Source organism: Pseudomonas sp. S30, assembly GCF_016518545.1.
GTDB lineage: Bacteria > Pseudomonadota > Gammaproteobacteria > Pseudomonadales > Pseudomonadaceae > Aquipseudomonas.
The window spans coordinates 81,170-97,765 of record NZ_JACVTO010000004.1 but is presented as its reverse complement, the minus strand read 5'-3'; the positions used below and the strand labels follow the sequence as shown (position 1 = coordinate 97,765).

Sequence of the window (16,596 nt, the reverse complement as noted above, 5' to 3'; positions counted from 1 at the left end):
GACGATGGAATCCCGGCCGACCCGGCATCGCGGGTGCGCGTGGACGCCCTGCCTCGGGACGATTCGTCGCCCGGCTGGTTTCACACCAGTCGTGTGCGTCAGCCAAAGGCGCCGCTGATCGGCGACGACAAGGCGCCCTGGGTGGTCATCGGTGGCGGCTTCACTGGCCTGGCCGCTGCCCGCCAATTGGCCCTGAACTTCCCTCAGGACAAGGTGATTCTGGTGGAGGCGCAACAAGTGGGCTTCGGCACATCGGGCCGTAACGCCGGTTTCCTGATCGATGTGCCCCACGACATCGGCGCGCCGGACTACATCGGTGACAAAGCCAACGCGAAGAACATTCTGCACTTGAACCAGCGAGGCCAGGGCATCTTGCGCGACCTGGTGGAGCAACACGGCATCACCGACGCGCACCTGCGCCACTCCGGCAAATACCAGGCGGCCATCGAGGACAAGGGTATCGCTGTGCTCAACGCCTATCGTGGCGGCCTGGAAGCGCTGGGCGAGAAGGTCGAACTCATCGAAGGCAACGAGTTGAAAGACCACATCGGCACGTCCTTCTACCGCAAGGCGCTCTTCACCCCAGGGACCATGCTGGTACAGCCCTCGGCGCTGGTCAAAGGTCTGGCCGATAGCCTGCCTGAAAACGTCTCGCTCTACGAAGACACGGTGATCACCGCCGTGGACTATGGCAAGGAGATCGTGCTCTACCACCCTACCGGTCGTATCACCGCCGGCAAGCTGATCCTGGGCAACAACCATTTCGGCCAGCACTTCGGCTTCCTCGAAAACCGCATGCTGCCGATCTTCACCTACGGCAGTCTCACCCGTGCGCTGACACCGGCCGAACAAGCCAGCATCGGCGGGCATGACTTCTGGGGCGTGATCCCGGCAGACCCCTTTGGCAGCACCCTGCGTCGCACTCACGACAACCGTATCCTGGTGCGTAACAGCTTCAGCTTCAACCCTGACGGGCGCTGCAAGGACGGCTATGTCGAAAAGGTCCGCGTCGCCCATCGCCGTTCGTTCGAACGCCGCTTCCCCACGCTCACCCAGGTGCCGTTCGAGCACACCTGGGGCGGTGGCCTGGGCATGACCCGCAACGGCGCCGGCTTCTTCGGCGAACTACGCGAAAACGTATATGGCGCACTGGCCTGTAATGGCCTGGGCACCGTACGCGGCACGGCAACAGGTACGCTGCTGGCGAACATGCTGGCAGGCAAGATGGAACCACTCACCGAGTTCCTGTTGGCAGCCCCGAAACCGAACTGGAATCCACCGCAGCCCGCACTGTCGATCGGCGTCAACTTCACATTGCGCACCGGTCAGGCTGCCGCCGGCCTGGAAGCCTGACAGGCGACCGGCGGGTGCCTGAGCGCCCGCCTTTCGATCATCGCCCGCTGCACGCCCCGACCGCGCGTACTGGCGCAAATGGCGTTTTTCCAAGCGCACCGGCTGCAGTGGGTACTCGCACGTCCTGATCCCCAGCCCCCGAGCAAGGGCTTGCAGTTTTCAGACGTTAAACAGCCACGACCGGTGGCTGCCCATCTGTGGGCTGACTCGAATTCGACCAATGCCCGTTCGTTCAGGCCCCGTACAGCTTCCCTGAACAATCCCTCGACATACCCTCGCTAGCATCACTGCGCTTCAGGAACCGCTGCGTTCCGTGCGTTCTAGTCCGCTACCGAGGTCTGCATGACCCAGCATTTTCTACCCTTTTCTCGCCCCAGCGTGGGCGAAGCAGAGATCGCCGCTGTCGAGCAGGTGCTCAGATCCGGCTGGATCACCACTGGCGCCAAGAGCCAGGAGCTCGAAGAACGCTTCGCCGCGTCCGTGGGCGGCCAGCATGCCATTGCCATGTCCAGCGCCACCGCCGCGCTGCACATCACCCTGATGGCGCTGGGCATTGGCCCAGGCGACGAGGTGATCACGCCGTCGATGACCTGGGTCTCGACACCGAACATCATTTCGCTGCTCGGCGCCAAACCGGTGTTCGTCGATGTCGATCGAGACACCCTGATGTGCAATGCGCATCAGGTGCAAGCAGCCATCACCCCGCGCACCCGGGCGATCATTCCGGTCCACTTCGCCGGAGCGGCGCTGGATCTGCAACCCCTGCGAGCCCTGGCCGAGCGACATTGCCTGGCCTTGATCGAAGACGCGGCACACGCAGTGGGCACGTCTTATAGAGGCGATCCAGTGGGCGCGCGCGGCACGGCGATCTTCTCGTTCCATGCCATCAAGAACCTGACCTGCGCCGAAGGCGGCCTGTTGGTCACCGATGACGGGGCTTTGGCTGAACGAGCGCGGCGCCTGAAATTCCATGGGCTAGGGGTCGATGCGTTCGATCGACTGAGCCATGGACGTGCGCCGCAGGCCCAGGTGCTCGAACCTGGCTTCAAGTACAACCTGGCAGACATCAACGCGGCCATGGCGCTGGTGCAACTGCAACGCCTGGAAGCGATGAATGCTCGCCGTGAGGTCCTGGCCAGGCGCTACCTGGATCGTCTCGCGGCGCTTTGCATCACGCCGCTGGCGGTTCCGCCCTACCCGTTCCACCACGCCTGGCACCTGTTGGTGGTGCGCATCGACCCGGCCAGCAGTGGCCTGACGCGCGACAGATTCATCGAGGCCATGAAACAGCTCGGCATCGGCTGTGGCATTCATTTCATGCCCGCGCATCTGCATCCCTTCTACCGTGGCGCCTATCCGAGTGTGCGTCTGCCCGAAAGCGAATGGAACGCTTCACGGCTGTGTTCCCTTCCGCTGTTTCCCGACATGACCGTAGAGGATGTCGACCGGGTCGTCTCGGCGATCGAGGCACTGGTGGAGAAACACGGATGAAGCCCATCGCATTCGAGTTGGTGTCGGTCGTGATTCCGGTGTTCAACGAACAGGCCAGCCTGCCTCAGTTACTGGCCCGTACCCTCGCGGCCTGCAACAGGCTGGCTCAGGCCTTCGAGATCATTCTGGTGGATGACGGCAGCCAGGATCGCTCCTCGACCCTCATGCTGGAAGCTGCCTCGGCGCACGGCAGTCCGGTGGTGGCGGTGCTGCTCAATCGCAACTATGGCCAGCACGCCGCGATCCTCGCAGGGTTCGAGCAGTCCAGGGGCGACCTGGTCATTACCCTGGATGCCGACCTGCAGAACCCGCCGGAGGAGATTCCCAGGCTGGTCGAGCAAGCAGCGCTGGGTTACGACGTGGTCGGCTCGGTGCGCGAGCGCCGCCAGGATTCGGCCTGGAGACGCTGGCCGTCGCAGTTGATCAACCTGGCGGTCAAACGGGCCACCGGCGTGGCCATGCACGATTACGGCTGCATGCTGCGTGCCTACCGACGGCCTATCGTCGACGCCATGCTGGCGTGCCGAGAACGCAGCACCTTCATCCCGGTATTGGCCAACACCTTCGCCAGGCATACGTGTGAAATCCAGGTCGCACACTGCGAACGCGAGCACGGCGAATCCAAATACAGCCCGATGGGGCTGCTGAACCTCATGTTCGACCTGGTGGCCTGCATGACCACCCTGCCACTGAGGGCCATGAGCCTGTGCGGCACTCTTCTGCTCGGGGGTGGCGCCCTGTTCACCTGCACCTTGCCGATCCTGTACCTGGTGTTCGATGCAGCATGGGCAGGCGCCGGGCTGACCCTTCTGCTGACAGTGCTGCTCACCCTCTCGGGCCTCCAGCTGCTGGGCATGGGTCTGTTGGGGGAGTACCTCGGGCGCATGTACAGCGACGTCCGGGCGCGTCCTCGGTTCCTCATAGAGCGGGTCGTGCGCAACGACCTGCAAGGCTGCGCTGACGCGATGCCGAACGCCGATACACACCTTCCTGCCAGAGAATCCTGACTCCATGAACGCCAAAGCAGTCGTCTTTGCCTACCACGACTTCGGTTGCACCGGCATCGAAGCCCTGATCGATGCCGGTTACCAGGTAAAGGCCGTCTTCACCCACGCCGACAACCCCAACGAACGGATTTTCTTCCGCTCGGTGGCGCAATTCTGCGCAGAACGCGACATCGAGGTATATGCCCCCGACGACGTCAACCATCCTCTTTGGGTGGAACGCATCAAGTCGCTCGCACCCGACTTCCTGTTCTCCTTCTACTACCGCCAACTGCTCGGCGAGCCTATCCTGGCGTGCGCCACACGCGGCGCCTTCAACCTGCATGGCTCACTGCTGCCACGCTATCGCGGTAGAGCGCCTGGCAACTGGGCGATCATTCAAGGTGAGACCCAGACCGGCGTGACCCTCCATCGCATGGTCAACCGTGCCGACGCCGGGCCGATACTTGCGCAATACCCAGTCGCCATCGCCAGGACCGATACCGGCCTGCTGCTGCATCAGAAGCTGCGCGCCGCCGCCGCCGACTTGCTGCGCGACAACCTGCCGTTGCTGGCCTCCGGTGCGCTGACCGAGGTGCTGCAGGATGAAGCTCAGGCCAGCTACTACGGTCGCCGCAGTGCGGCCGACGGGATCATCGACTGGACACGCCCGGCGAACCAGCTCTACGACCTGATACGCGCAGTGACGCATCCCTACCCCGGCGCGTTCTGCCCGGCCGGCGCTCACAAGCTGATCATCTGGGATGCAGATGTACTGCCAGGCAATCTTGGCCAGGCGCCTGGAACCGTGCTCAGCGCCGATCCGCTGCGCATCGCCTGCGGGGAAGACTCCCTGGTGGTGCGCTTCGCCCAATGCGAGGACCATGGACTGTATCAGGCCGGGGCCCAACTGGGACGCCAACTGGGGCTGGTCGAAGGTGGCATGCTAGGGGCTGCGCACACCACTCCCGCACGGCCGATACGGGTATTGATCCTGGGCGTCAACGGCTTCATCGGCAACCATCTGTCAGAGCGGTTGCTGCGCGACGAGCGATACGAAATTCACGGTATGGACATCGGCTCCGACGCCATCGAACGCTTGAAGCGCAACCCGCGTTTTCATTTCGTGGAAGGCGACATCAGCATCCACTCGGAGTGGATCGAATACCATGTGAAGAAGTGCGACATCGTGCTGCCGCTGGTGGCGATCGCCACGCCCATCGAGTACACGCGCAATCCGCTGCGGGTGTTCGAGCTGGATTTCGAGGAAAACCTCAAGATCATTCGCTACTGCGCCAAGTACGGCAAGCGCGTCGTCTTTCCGTCGACGTCGGAAGTGTATGGCATGTGCGAGGACGGCGAATTCGACGAGGATCACTCCAACCTGGTCGTCGGGCCCATCAGCAAACAGCGCTGGATCTATTCGGTTTCCAAGCAGTTGCTCGATCGGGTGATCTGGGCCTATGGCAAACAGGGACTGCGGTTCACCCTGTTCCGCCCATTCAACTGGGTAGGACCACGGCTGGATCGTCTGGACTCGGCGCGCATCGGCAGCTCGCGGGCGATCACCCAACTGATCCTGCATCTGGTGGAAGGTACCCCCATCCGCCTGGTAGACGGAGGTGAACAGAAGCGCTGCTTCACCGACGTCGCCGACGGTATCGAGGCGCTGGCCCGTATCATCGACGACCGCGATCAGACCTGTGACGGCCAGATCATCAATATTGGCAATCCAGGCAACGAGGCCAGCATTCGACAGTTGGGCGAAGAACTGCTGCGCCAGTTCGAAGCGCATCCGCTGCGTCGACATTTCCCGCCTTTCGCGGGCTTTCAGAACATCGAGAACCGCAGCTTCTACGGCGAGGGCTACCAGGACGTGGCCCATCGCACTCCGCGCATCACCAATGCCCGCCGCCTACTGGGCTGGCAGCCCGGCATCGAGCTCAGCGAAACGGTCGGCAAGACCCTGGACTTCTTCCTCAAAGAAGCACTGGCCGAGCGCAGGAGCGCACAATGATCCGCGCCGGCTTGCGAATCGACGTGGATACCTGGCGCGGCACACGCGAAGGCGTACCCGCCCTGCTCGACCTGCTCGACAAGGCCGGTATCAAGGCGACCTTCTTCTTCAGCGTAGGTCCGGACAACATGGGCCGCCACCTGTGGCGCCTGGCCCGCCCGCAATTTCTCGGCAAGATGCTGCGAACCAAGGCTGCCAGCCTGTATGGATGGGACATCCTGCTGGCAGGCACCGCCTGGCCGGGCAAGCCGATCGGTAGAAGCCTCGGGCCGATCATGCGCCGCACGCTGCAGGCCGGCCATGAGGTCGGATTGCATGCCTGGGATCACCATGCCTGGCAGGTCTGGGCCGGGCGTTGGTCGACCGCCAGGCTCCGCGACCACCTGCAGCGTGGCAGACAATGCCTGGAAGACATCCTCGATCAGCCGGTCACCTGCTCGGCAGCACCTGGCTGGCGTGCCGACAGCCGGATCGTCGCCGCCAAGCAAGCCCTGGGATTTCGCTACAACAGCGACTGTCGCGGCCGCGCCATCTTCCGGCCTCGCCTGCCTGACGGCAGCCTGGGCGCACCGCAGATCCCGGTGAGCCTGCCGACCTTCGATGAAGCCGTCGGGCCGGGGTTGTCGGCCCAGGCATTCAACGACCTCATCCTCGAGCGCCTCGGTCGTGGCCAGGACGCGGTCTACACGGTGCATGCCGAGGTGGAAGGCCTGCGCATGGCGCCCGAGTTCGGTCGATTGCTGCACCGGGCGAACTGCTCGGGTATTGGGTTCGTGCCGCTCGGCGCGCTGCTGCCCGAAGACATCCACGCGTTGCCCAGCGCCCGCCTTGAGCGCGGGGCGGTGGCAGGACGCGATGGTTGGGTGGGGGTGGTGCAAGCATGAGTCGTGCGCAATGTGGGGCGCTGCTGGGCGCCATCTTCCTGCTCTTCTATGTGGTGCCGCTGGGTTTTCATGGCTTGTGGATTCCGGACGAGACACGCTATGCGCAGATCGGCCAGGCCATGCTCCGGGACGGCGACTGGATCGCTCCGCATTTCCTCGGCATGCGCTACTTCGAGAAACCGGTGGCTGGCTACTGGATGATCGCGGCCGGCCAAGCGCTGTTCGGCGAGAACCTGCTGGGAGTGCGTATCGCCTCGCTGGTCGCCACGGCCCTCAGCACCCTGCTGGTCTACTGGCTGGCACAGAGCCTCTGGCGCAATCGCCGTACCAGCCTGCTGGCCGCTACCTTCTACGCCAGCTTCGGGTTGATCGCCGGCCAGTCCGGGTACAGTAATCTCGACCCCCAGTTCACCTGGTGGGTGAACCTGAGCATAGCGGCCACCTGGTGGGCCTTGAATGCTCATGGCAGGGGCCAACGCCTCGCCTTGTGGACCGTGACCGGCTTGGCCTGCGGCATGGGTTTTCTCACCAAAGGCTTTCTGGCCTGGCTGCTCCCGGTGCTAGTCGTCGTACCCTATGCGCTTTGGCACAAGTGCTGGCGGCCGTTGCTGAGCTACGGGCCGCTGGCGGTGGTGGTGGCCTTGCTGGTCAGTGCGCCTTGGGCATTGGCCGTGCATGGCCGCGAGCCCGATTACTGGAACTTCTTTTTCTGGCACGAGCACATCCGTCGATTCGCCGCAGAGGACGCCCAGCACGTTCGGCCCTGGTGGTTCTACCTGCCACTGCTCCTGGCAGCGACACTGCCCTGGGCCGGTTTGTTGCCCGCGAGCCTGAAGCAGGCCTGGCAGCATCGAGCTACTGCTCAGATGGCCTTCCTGCTGCTCTGGATGGTACTGCCGTTCGTGTTCTTCAGCATCAGTCGCGGTAAGTTGCCCACCTACATCATGCCGTGCCTGATGCCATTGGCCCTGATCATGGCGCATGCAATCGACAGGCGCCTGGACGAGCGCCGATCGGCCGCCCTGCGCTTGAACGGCGCGATCAATCTCTGCATAGCGGTGATCGCCGGCGTGGTACTGGCGTATCTGCAGTGGCAACGGCCGCTGTACGTCGATCAACCGCTGCTTCTGATGCTCGCTGCGCTCGTCGTAGCGATCTGGGGAGCAGCCGGACTCACTCAGGTGCTACAGCCGTTGCGCTGCTGGTATGCCCCGCTGCTGGGCCTCTGGACGCTCATCGCCATCCTCCCCGCGGCGATGCCCCACCATGTGGTGTACAACAAGACACCAGACCGGTTCGTGGACGAACACCTGGCGGAACTGGCAGGCGTACGCCACCTGGTCAGCAACGACCTGGGCGCCGCCTCGGCCCTCGCATGGCGCCTGAAGACGTCCGAGGTGACACTGTATGGCACCCGGGGCGAACTCAAATACGGGTTGTCGTACGTCGAGCACAGCCACCGCAGTGTCGTGCCTGAAGCGTTCGATGACTGGCTGCAGGCCCAGCGGCAGAGTGGGTCGGTTGGCATCCTGCTCAGGAGCAAGGACGACTCGCCCTTGACGTTGCCACCAGTGCTGGCGAAAGCCAAACGCTACTCCGCTGGCCGTCTGACACTCCTGATTCTCGAGCAGTCGCGATGACCCTGATGCTCGTGCTCGCCACCTCGTTGCTGACCTGTTGCGCACAAGTGGCGCAGAAACTCACCGCGCGTCGCTGGGCAGCACTGGATCCTGCGGTCTCCTCTGCAGCGCTGATTTGTACTCCCTGGCCCTGGGTGGCGCTGGTCAGTCTGGGATCGGCGCTGGCGTGCTGGTTGCTGGTGCTGCAGCGGATGGATGTAGGTATCGCCTACCCGATGTTGAGTGTGAATTTCATCCTGGTGGCACTGACGGGCCGCTATCTGTTTGGCGAGGTCCTCGATGCACGCAGCCTGGCGGGTATTGCCCTGATCGCCAGCGGCGTGTCGATGCTGGGGTGGATCCGATGACCCTGCACAAGGGGCTGTTCGACGCCTGCCTGAGTGTGGTGCTGGTCAGCCTGGCGCAATTGGGCATGCACTGGGGCATGGCCAGGCTGCCCCATCCTGGCCACTGGACCCAGGATCCGTGGCCCGCCACGGCAGTGGCCTGCGTGGCACTGGCCATCCTGGCCTACCTGATTTCCATGGGTTTCTGGCTCAGAGCGCTACGCCACCTGCCGCTGAGCAGGGCGTACGGGCTGCTGAGCCTGAGTTATGCCCTGGTTTACCTCCTCTCGGCCAGCCTGCCATTTTTCGACACCCGGTTCTCGCCGTCCAGCCTGCTGGCGGTAGGCCTGATCGTCGCCGGCATCTGGCTGATGAACACCTGCGCTGGACACCTCGAGTGCGGCGCCCCGTCATCCAAGGAATCATCATGAAAATCACTGTGTTCGGGAGTGGCTACGTGGGCTTGGTCCAAGCGGCCGTGCTGGCCGAGGTCGGTCATGAGGTCGTCTGCATGGACATCGATCAAGCCAAGGTCGAGACGCTGTCGAAGGGGATCGCGACGATCTTCGAGCCTGGGCTGCAAACCCTGTTGCGCGAGGGACTGGACGGCGGACGGCTGGCGTTCACCAGCGATGCTCGCCTGGCCGTCGAACATGGACGGGTGCAATTCATCGCCGTAGGCACTCCGCCGGGGCTCGATGGCGCGGCCGATCTCACGGCCGTGTTCGCCGTCGCAGAGCAGATCGCCCGCTTTCGCACGGCACCGGTCATCGTCGTCGAGAAGTCGACGGTTCCCGTGGGCACGGGAGATCGGCTTCGGGAGCACATGCAGCAGCGCCTGAACGAGACGGGGCGTCGCCTGGATTTCGAGATCGCCTCGAACCCGGAGTTTCTCAAGGAAGGCGCAGCGCTGGCTGACTGCCGCCGCCCCGACCGGATCATCGTCGGCACCGACAGCGAGGCGGTTCGCCAGGTGATGCGCGAGCTCTATGCACCCTTCAACCGCAATCACGATCGAATGCTGTTCATGGCCCTGCGCAGCGCCGAGCTGACCAAATATGCCGCCAATGGCTTGCTGGCTACCAAGATCAGCTTCATCAACCAGATCGCCGAACTCGCCGAGCGGGTAGGCGCCGATATCGAATCGGTGCGCCAGGGTATGGGCGCAGACCCTCGCATCGGCTACCACTTCATTTATCCCGGTTGCGGCTATGGCGGCTCCTGCTTCCCCAAGGACATGCGGGCGCTGATCCACACTGCCGAGCGCGTGCAATGCCCCAGCGAACTGTTGCAGGCCGTCGAGGCCATCAATGCCCGACAGAAGCACAAGCTGTTCGAACGTATCAAGGCGCAGTTCGGCGAGGACCTTTCGGGCAAGGTCTTCGCCCTCTGGGGGCTGGCCTTCAAACCCAACACGGATGACATCCGCGATGCGCCAAGTCGCGAGCTGATGGAAGCGCTGTGGGCCCATGGTGCACACGTCAATGCCTACGATCCGCAAGCCATGCTCGAGACCCAGCGCGTCTACGGTCACGATGATCGACTGACCCTGATGGGAACACCGGAGGCCGCGTTGACGGGTGCCCACGCCCTGGTCATCTGCACGGACTGGCAGCAATTCAAGGCCCCGGACTTCGAGGCGATCAAACGGCGTCTGGACACACCGGTGATCATCGACGGACGCAATCTCTACGACCCCGAGCGGATGGAGCGCCATGGGTTCGTCTATTTCCCGATCGGCAGAGGTCGGTCCTGTACTCACACCGTGTGAGGGCTGAACGGCACTGCGAACAGTGAGCGTCGACTTCACCGCGATCAGTTCAGGAAAAGCCCACGTGCTGGTTCATCAGGTTCCCGGTAAAACGCCTGGCACGTATCGCTCGATCGCGCTCAAGGACGATCGTGAGTGCGAATGGGTCCTGTCCAACGTTGCCGATCTTTATCGAGCCACGCGGCCAGGGCCACCTGGACAACCTTGATCGAGGTATCCCTTGTCGCAGCGCCCCATACTGATAATCGAAGGCCAGCCCGGCACGGCCAACAGCCTGCTGCCGTTCATGCGACGAGAGGGTTTCGATCTGGTGATCGCGCCTACCCCAACGGTGGCGCGCGGACTCATCGTGCGACTCGACCCTTTGCTGATACTGCTGGACATGCCCGCTTCGCGCACGACCTGTCGCCCGATGCTGGTGGAGATACGCCAGTGCTGCGCCTCGCCGCTCATCGTATTGTCCGCAATGGTCGATGAATCGGAAAAGATCGGCGCGCTGCGTCTAGGCGCGGATGACTATCTGCACAAGCCGTTCAGCCCTCGGGAAGCCATGGCGCGGATGCAGGCCGTGCTGCGGCGTGTGGAACAGGCGCAGCAACCCGGCGTGATCCTCGAATGCGAAGGCGTCTGGGTCGATCTCCAGGGACTGGTGGCAGGCGTACGCACCGGTCGCGCAGGCTCGACGCTGCTCGCCCTGACCAAGACCGAGCTGCTGCTGCTCGCCGCGCTGCTCAAGGCGCCGCACAAGACCTACAGCCGCGATGAACTGCTGTCCCTGAGCATGCCTGCCAGCGACGCCTACTGCCGGGTGATCGATACTCATATCCATAACCTGCGACACAAGCTCAGGGCCGCGGGTGTACACGGCGTGCCGCTGACCGTCCGCGCGGCCGGGTACCGCTTCAATGCGTTCCAGGCCCCCGCGCTGTAACGGGCGCAGGCGCCTAAGGCTGTCCGCTCGTGAGGGCGTTCGATGTGCTCAGGCGGCATCCTGCGCTGCATCCTTTGATCTACACGGACCGCGCGATCAAGATCGAGGTCAGCGCAACTGCCGTGCCAGCTCGCCGATGTGCTCGGGGCCAATTCCACAGCAGCCGCCGATCATGCTGGCACCGCGGCCACGCCAGCCCTGTGCCCATTTCAGGTAGCCTGGCGGGTCCAGATCATCGCGCAGTTCGTCCAGGCCATCGTTGGCGGTCGCTTCCTTGGACTGCGGGGGGAACGCGTTGGCATAGGCGCCAATGGCGACATCGGCAGCACGCTCATCGATGACACTGCGCGCGACATCGATCGCCCCTCCGATCACCTCGGGCTGGCTGCAGTTGAACAGTACCGCCGCCGCACCCAGTTCGATCACGGCGGCAACGGCCTCGGCGACCGGCTCGCCGGAGCGCAGACGCGGCACCTCACTCACATGCTCGTCTTCCAGGGTGAAGGACACCCAGAATGGCTTGCCATCGTCGGGAAGGTGGGACCGGATGGCGCGCACTTCGGCGATCGCACTCTGGGTTTCCGCCAACCACAGGTCGACATGCGCGGACAGGCCCTGCACGAGGGGCGTCAGAACCTCGGCGACTCGCTCGGGCTGAAACAGGTCCGGTCGATAGGAACCGAACAGCGGTGGCAGCGATCCGGCCACCCGCACCGGATGATTGGCCGCCTGGGCGGCACGCCGGGCCAGTTGGCCGGCGAGGTCCGCCAGGCCCTGTCCTTCAGCGGCGAAGCGCGCTTCGCCGATATGGAACGGTACCACTGCGTAACTGTTGCTGGTGATGACCTGGGCGCCGGCCTCGATGAAACGGGTATGCACGCCGACCACCGCCTCGGGCGCTTCGGTCAGCGCCAGAGCGGACCATTCCGGTTGGCGAAAAGGTGCGCCGCTGCGTTGGAGTTCACGGCCCATGCCGCCGTCGAGAATAACTGTCGCAGGTTGATTCATATAACCTCTCTGCAGGTTCTTATGAGGAAAATTCATTATGAACGCCGGATTTATACCTATTAAATATCCGAATTCACTTTTCGCCAACCATTCAGGTACTTACATGCGTTTTCCAGCCTTGCTCGGCGCCGGCCTCGTGCTGCTCGCTACCGCCTCATCCGCCATCGCCGGCGCCACGCTGGACCGGGTCGAGTCGCGCAAGGAACTGGTCAACGTGCTGATGGAAAGCTATCCGCCGTTCTCCTTCCTCAACGAACAGAACCAGCTCGATGGTTTCGATGTGGACGTGGCCAAGGCAGTTGCCGAGCGCCTGGGGGTCAAGCTGCGCCTGGAGACGCCCTCCTGGGACGTCATCGCCGCCGGGCGCTGGAGTGGGCGCTATGACATCTGCATCTGCTCGATGACCCCGAGCAAGGCGCGCGCCGAGGTCTTCGATTTCCCGGTCGAGTACTACGCCTCGCCAGCGGTGATCGTGGTCAATGCCAAGGATGACCGTATTCACGGCGCCAAGGACCTGGAGGGGCGCAAGGTCGGCCTCACCAGCGCGTCGAGTTACGAAAGCTACCTGAACAAGAATCTGGTCATCGAGGGGGACGAGAACCGCAAGATCGATTACCCCTTCGACTTCGTGCAGATCGCGCCTTACGACACCGACAACGTCGCGTTCCAGGACCTGGGCCTGGGGGCTGGCGTGAGGCTGGATGCCATTCTTACCAACCTGGTGACCGCCAAGCCTCGACTGGACCAGGACAAGCGCTTCAAGCTGGCCGGCTCGCCCCTGTACGAAGAGCCCAATTCCGTAGCCATCGAAAAAGGCGACCCGCAGTGGAATGCCAAGGTGCGTGAGGTGTTCGCCGAACTGAAGGCCGACGGTACCCTGACCAAGCTGTCGGAAAAATGGATCGGTGCCGATATCAGCAAATGAGCGCGCGACCACCCTCCTCCAAACCGTTACTGGGCTTCAGAACTCGCCTCTACCTGACATGGCTGGTACTGCTGGTGCTGTTCATCGGCTTTTTCCTGAGCTTCGATCTAAAATTTTCGATCATCCTGGAAAAATTCCCGAATCTGGCCGGTTTCAAGCTGGGGCCCAATGGTTTTCTGCAAGGCGCGGCGCTGACGCTGTTCCTGTGCCTGTGCGCGATGCTGGCGTCCGTGCTGCTGGGTTTCGCCGCTGCTCTGGCGCGCCTTTCCACCAGCGCAATCCTGGTCGGGCTGGCCAGTTTCTACACGTCGTTCTTCCGCGGCACGCCGCTGTTGATCCAGATCTTGTTGATCTACCTGGGACTGCCGCAGATCGGGCTGGTCCCCGGTGCGATCAGCGCCGGCATCCTGGCCTTGTCGTTGAACTACGGCGCCTACCTGAGCGAAATCTTTCGTGCAGGGATCCTTGGTGTGGCGCGAGGGCAGCGTGAGGCAGCACTGGCGCTGGGCATGCGCGGCCGACAAATCTTCAGTTGCATCGTCCTGCCGCAAGCCATGCGCGTAATCATCCCACCGACCGCCAACCAGTTCATCTCCATGCTCAAGGATTCGTCGCTGATCTCGGTGATGGGTGTGTGGGAGGTGATGTTCCTGGCGCAATCCTATGGCCGCTCCAGCTACCGCTACCTGGAGATGCTGACCACCGCGGCCGTGATCTACTGGGTGCTGTCGATCCTGTTGGAGCTAGTCCAGGCACGGTTGGAGCGGCATTTCGGCAAGGCCTACCAACGCTGAGGGCCCTCCTGAACGAGGAATCAGCGCACTTGGTCGGTAGCAGGGACCGCTCGCTCGAGCTGGGCAGCCGATGGCGCTGCGCGGTGCAGCGTTACCGGCACCGACTTGGCGGCAGGAACCTTGCTGCGCTCGGCATGGTGCCACAACGGCACCAGTGGATTGCACTCCGGGTAATAGGCAGCCGCGCAGCCTTCCGGAATGTCGTAGCCGATGATCTGCAGAGGACCCGCTTCGCGCAGGACCTGTGGCTCTACCGCCGTGCGCAGGGTGACCCAATCACCCGCGGCGAACCCGAGGCGCACCAGATCACTGCGATTCAGGAACACCACGCTGCGGGTGCCGTGCACGCCCCTGAAGCGGTCGTCGTAGCCGTAAACGGTGGTGTTGAACTGGTCGTTGCTGCGCAGCGTCATTAGTTGCAGCACGTCGCGGGGTGGCTCCTGGTCGAGCACGTCGTCGTCGGCATTGAGGCCCTGGGGCGCCACGAACTGCGCCTTGCCCGACTCCGTGGGCCACTGACGCTGATTGACCGGGATGGGCCGATGGAAGCCACCGGTCTGCCACATGCGCGTCTCCATGTCATGAAAGATCTCCGGGTACACCTCGGCGATCGCCGCGCGAACGCGTGAGTAGTCCTGCCGCCACTGTCCCCAGGCGATGGCATAGCGCTCGCCCAGAAGCGCTTCGGCCAGGCCGGCGATGATCGCCACCTCCGAGCGCAATTGGTCGCTGGCCGGTTCATTGGTGCCCAGCCAGCCGCGCACGCAACCGGTGCTGTCCTCGGTGCTGTAGGCTTGGACCTGGCCATCCTGCCGATCGATTTCGATGTGTCCCAGACACGGCAGAAGCCAACCGTCGGCGCCGGGGAGCAAGTGGGTGCGATTGAGCTTGGTCGCGACCTGCACGTTCAGGCTGAGACCGCACCAGGCTTGCTCCAGGCGCAGCGTGTCCGGAATCGCTCGGAGGAAATTGCCGCCCAGGCCGATGAACGCCTTGACGCTGCCATCGAGGATCGCCTCGCAGGTGTCCACGGTCGCTAGCCCTTTTCGCGCAGGTACGTCGATGCCGAACAGCGCCTTGAGCTTTTCGGACGGGACCTTGGCAGGGTCCTCGGTGATGCCGACGGTGCGCTGCCCCTGGACGTTGGAATGGCCGCGCACTGGACAGATCCCGGCACCAGGCTTGCCGATGTTGCCTCTGAGCAGGAGCAGGTCGACCAGCATCTGCACGTTTTCCACACCGTGCCGATGCTGCGTCATGCCCATGCCATACACCACCATGACCCTCTCGCTGCGCGCGTACACCGTGGCAGCGGCCTCCAGGGCGGCGCGACCCAGGCCGGAGCGCCGCTCCAGGGTTTCCCAGCTGTAGCGCTCGACGGTGCTGCGCAGGTGCTCGAAGCCTTGAGTGTGCTCGGCGATGAAGGCATGGTCCAACACGGCCGGGCGGCCTGCGGCGCGCGCAGCCTCGTCCATGGCCAGCAAGGCCTTGATGATGCCGGTCACTGCCGCCAGGTCGCCTCCGATCTTCACCTGGTGGTACTGGGTGCTGATCACGGTGGACTCTGGGCCGATCATTTCACGTGGCGACTGCGGGTTGACGAAGCGCTCCAGGCCCCGCTCGCGCAATGGATTGAAGGTAATGATGGGGATATGCCGTTTGCGCGCCTCCTGCAAGGGATGGAGCATGCGCGGGGCGTTGCTGCCGACGTTCTGACCAAAGAAGAAGATGCAGTCGGTGTGCTCGAAGTCGGCCAGGGTAACGGTCCCCACAGGGACGCCGATGCTCTCCTGCAGGCCGACCGAGGTACTTTCGTGGCACATGTTCGAGCTGTCCGGCAGGTTGTTGGTGCCGTAGCCACGGGCGAGCAACTGATACATGAACGAGGCTTCGAGCGACGCGCGGCCCGAGGCATAGAACACCACCTGTTGCGGATCGAGGTCACGCAACTGGGCGCCGATCTGTGCGTAGGCCTGCTCCCAGGTGGTCACCTGGTAGCGATCGCTGGCCACATCGTAACGCATCGGGTGGGTCAGCCTGCCCTGCTGCTCCAGCGCGTGGTCGCTCCAGGTGCGCAGCTCGGTCAGGGTATGCGCGGCGAAGAATTCCGGCCCGGTGCGACGGCGCGTGAGTTCCCAGGCCGTGGCCTTGGCGCCGTTCTCGCAGAACTCCAGGGCGTGAGGGTCGCCAGGCTTGGCCCAGGCGCAGCTGACACAGGCGAAGCCCTTGGGCTTGTTCTGCTTGAACAGCGCCAGCGGCGCGTTACCCATGGCCTGCTCTCGCCAGAGGATGGCCATGACGGAACGGGCCGATCCCCAACCCCCGGCAGCCGATTGATAGGGCTTGTAGTGAACCTGGGGGTGGATGAGCGACATGGGGCCGTCTCGCTGTTCAGAAGAGGGAGTCTGAAGGTTCGAGAAAGTCCTTGGAATGAAAGTTCAAGCGGCGTGACGCTGGCCAGGGCAGCCTTTTG

The 16,596-nt window shown here is 63.6% G+C and carries 14 protein-coding genes; 12 read left to right on the top strand and 2 right to left on the bottom strand.

From position 1 onward, the window contains the following. The first annotated feature begins 33 nt into the window (after positions 1-33). The 10 genes from IAE34_RS06335 to IAE34_RS06290 all read left to right on the top strand — a co-directional run bounded on the left by IAE34_RS06335 (position 34) and on the right by IAE34_RS06290 (position 11,396). Positions 34-1,353: an NAD(P)/FAD-dependent oxidoreductase gene (locus IAE34_RS06335; RefSeq protein ID WP_325100974.1), complete on the top strand. Its 1,320-nt coding sequence runs from the start codon at positions 34-36 to the stop codon at positions 1,351-1,353. Between the two features lie 342 nt (positions 1,354-1,695). Then, entirely contained in the window at positions 1,696-2,844 is a 1,149-nt protein-coding gene (gene arnB / locus IAE34_RS06330) for a UDP-4-amino-4-deoxy-L-arabinose aminotransferase (protein ID WP_200138017.1), read from the top strand. Then, positions 2,841-3,851 carry a glycosyltransferase gene (locus IAE34_RS06325; protein WP_200138016.1) on the top strand — a complete coding sequence of 337 codons (1,011 nt, stop codon included), beginning with the start codon at positions 2,841-2,843 and terminating at the stop codon, positions 3,849-3,851. Before arnB ends, IAE34_RS06325 begins: the two co-directional genes overlap by 4 nt. A gap of 4 nt (positions 3,852-3,855) precedes the next feature. Beyond that, a complete protein-coding gene (gene arnA, locus IAE34_RS06320) occupies positions 3,856-5,844 on the top strand; it encodes a bifunctional UDP-4-amino-4-deoxy-L-arabinose formyltransferase/UDP-glucuronic acid oxidase ArnA (RefSeq protein ID WP_200138015.1) in 1,989 nt (662 codons plus the stop codon). Further along, positions 5,841-6,728: a 4-deoxy-4-formamido-L-arabinose-phosphoundecaprenol deformylase gene (arnD, locus tag IAE34_RS06315; RefSeq protein WP_200138014.1), complete on the top strand. Its 888-nt coding sequence runs from the start codon at positions 5,841-5,843 to the stop codon at positions 6,726-6,728. The genes arnA and arnD overlap by 4 nt, the downstream gene beginning before the upstream one ends. Then, positions 6,725-8,368 (top strand): lipid IV(A) 4-amino-4-deoxy-L-arabinosyltransferase, encoded by a 1,644-nt coding sequence (gene arnT, locus IAE34_RS06310; RefSeq protein ID WP_200138013.1) that lies wholly within the window; start codon positions 6,725-6,727, stop codon positions 8,366-8,368. The genes arnD and arnT overlap by 4 nt, the downstream gene beginning before the upstream one ends. After that, positions 8,365-8,715, top strand: a complete 351-nt coding sequence (locus tag IAE34_RS06305; protein ID WP_200138012.1) for a 4-amino-4-deoxy-L-arabinose-phospho-UDP flippase — start codon at positions 8,365-8,367, stop codon at positions 8,713-8,715. Before arnT ends, IAE34_RS06305 begins: the two co-directional genes overlap by 4 nt. After that, the gene (arnF, locus tag IAE34_RS06300; RefSeq protein WP_200138011.1) at positions 8,712-9,125 is read left to right on the top strand and encodes a 4-amino-4-deoxy-L-arabinose-phosphoundecaprenol flippase subunit ArnF; all 414 of its coding nucleotides are present in this window, start codon (positions 8,712-8,714) and stop codon (positions 9,123-9,125) included. The genes IAE34_RS06305 and arnF overlap by 4 nt, the downstream gene beginning before the upstream one ends. Then, positions 9,122-10,465: a UDP-glucose 6-dehydrogenase gene (locus tag IAE34_RS06295; protein WP_200138010.1), complete on the top strand. Its 1,344-nt coding sequence runs from the start codon at positions 9,122-9,124 to the stop codon at positions 10,463-10,465. Before arnF ends, IAE34_RS06295 begins: the two co-directional genes overlap by 4 nt. A 220-nt stretch (positions 10,466-10,685) precedes the next feature. Next, complete coding sequence (locus tag IAE34_RS06290; protein WP_200138009.1) at positions 10,686-11,396, top strand: response regulator transcription factor; 711 nt, start codon at positions 10,686-10,688, stop codon at positions 11,394-11,396. A 108-nt stretch (positions 11,397-11,504) separates the two neighbouring features. On the opposite strand, the gene IAE34_RS06285 is transcribed toward IAE34_RS06290, so the two are convergent. Next, positions 11,505-12,440, bottom strand: coding sequence for a homocysteine S-methyltransferase family protein (locus IAE34_RS06285; protein ID WP_442793192.1), 936 nt, complete (start codon positions 12,438-12,440; stop codon positions 11,505-11,507). A gap of 67 nt (positions 12,441-12,507) precedes the next feature. Here IAE34_RS06285 and IAE34_RS06280 point away from each other — a divergent pair, with 67 nt between their 5' ends. Then, a complete protein-coding gene (locus tag IAE34_RS06280) occupies positions 12,508-13,329 on the top strand; it encodes an ABC transporter substrate-binding protein (RefSeq protein WP_200138007.1) in 822 nt (273 codons plus the stop codon). Then, the gene (locus IAE34_RS06275) at positions 13,326-14,123 is read left to right on the top strand and encodes an amino acid ABC transporter permease (protein WP_200138006.1); all 798 of its coding nucleotides are present in this window, start codon (positions 13,326-13,328) and stop codon (positions 14,121-14,123) included. Before IAE34_RS06280 ends, IAE34_RS06275 begins: the two co-directional genes overlap by 4 nt. Before the next feature lie 20 nt (positions 14,124-14,143). Here IAE34_RS06275 and IAE34_RS06270 read toward each other — a convergent pair whose 3' ends face one another. Next, complete coding sequence (locus IAE34_RS06270) at positions 14,144-16,498, bottom strand: FdhF/YdeP family oxidoreductase (RefSeq protein WP_200138005.1); 2,355 nt, start codon at positions 16,496-16,498, stop codon at positions 14,144-14,146. Between the last annotated feature and the right edge of the window lie 98 nt (positions 16,499-16,596).

Excerpts from the sequence above, each read along its gene's own strand:
- arnB (WP_200138017.1), top strand. The coding sequence starts at position 1,696 with ATGACCCAGCATTTTCTACCCTTTTCTCGCCCCAGCGTGGGCGAAGCA.
- IAE34_RS06325 (WP_200138016.1), top strand. The coding sequence starts at position 2,841 with ATGAAGCCCATCGCATTCGAGTTGGTGTCGGTCGTGATTCCGGTGTTC.
- arnA (WP_200138015.1), top strand. The coding sequence starts at position 3,856 with ATGAACGCCAAAGCAGTCGTCTTTGCCTACCACGACTTCGGTTGCACC.
- arnD (WP_200138014.1), top strand. The coding sequence starts at position 5,841 with ATGATCCGCGCCGGCTTGCGAATCGACGTGGATACCTGGCGCGGCACA.
- arnT (WP_200138013.1), top strand. The coding sequence starts at position 6,725 with ATGAGTCGTGCGCAATGTGGGGCGCTGCTGGGCGCCATCTTCCTGCTC.
- IAE34_RS06305 (WP_200138012.1), top strand. The coding sequence starts at position 8,365 with ATGACCCTGATGCTCGTGCTCGCCACCTCGTTGCTGACCTGTTGCGCA.
- arnF (WP_200138011.1), top strand. The coding sequence starts at position 8,712 with ATGACCCTGCACAAGGGGCTGTTCGACGCCTGCCTGAGTGTGGTGCTG.
- IAE34_RS06295 (WP_200138010.1), top strand. The coding sequence starts at position 9,122 with ATGAAAATCACTGTGTTCGGGAGTGGCTACGTGGGCTTGGTCCAAGCG.
- IAE34_RS06285 (WP_442793192.1), bottom strand. The coding sequence starts at position 12,440 with ATGAATTTTCCTCATAAGAACCTGCAGAGAGGTTATATGAATCAACCT.
- IAE34_RS06280 (WP_200138007.1), top strand. The coding sequence starts at position 12,508 with ATGCGTTTTCCAGCCTTGCTCGGCGCCGGCCTCGTGCTGCTCGCTACC.
- IAE34_RS06275 (WP_200138006.1), top strand. The coding sequence starts at position 13,326 with ATGAGCGCGCGACCACCCTCCTCCAAACCGTTACTGGGCTTCAGAACT.
- IAE34_RS06270 (WP_200138005.1), bottom strand. The coding sequence starts at position 16,498 with ATGTCGCTCATCCACCCCCAGGTTCACTACAAGCCCTATCAATCGGCT.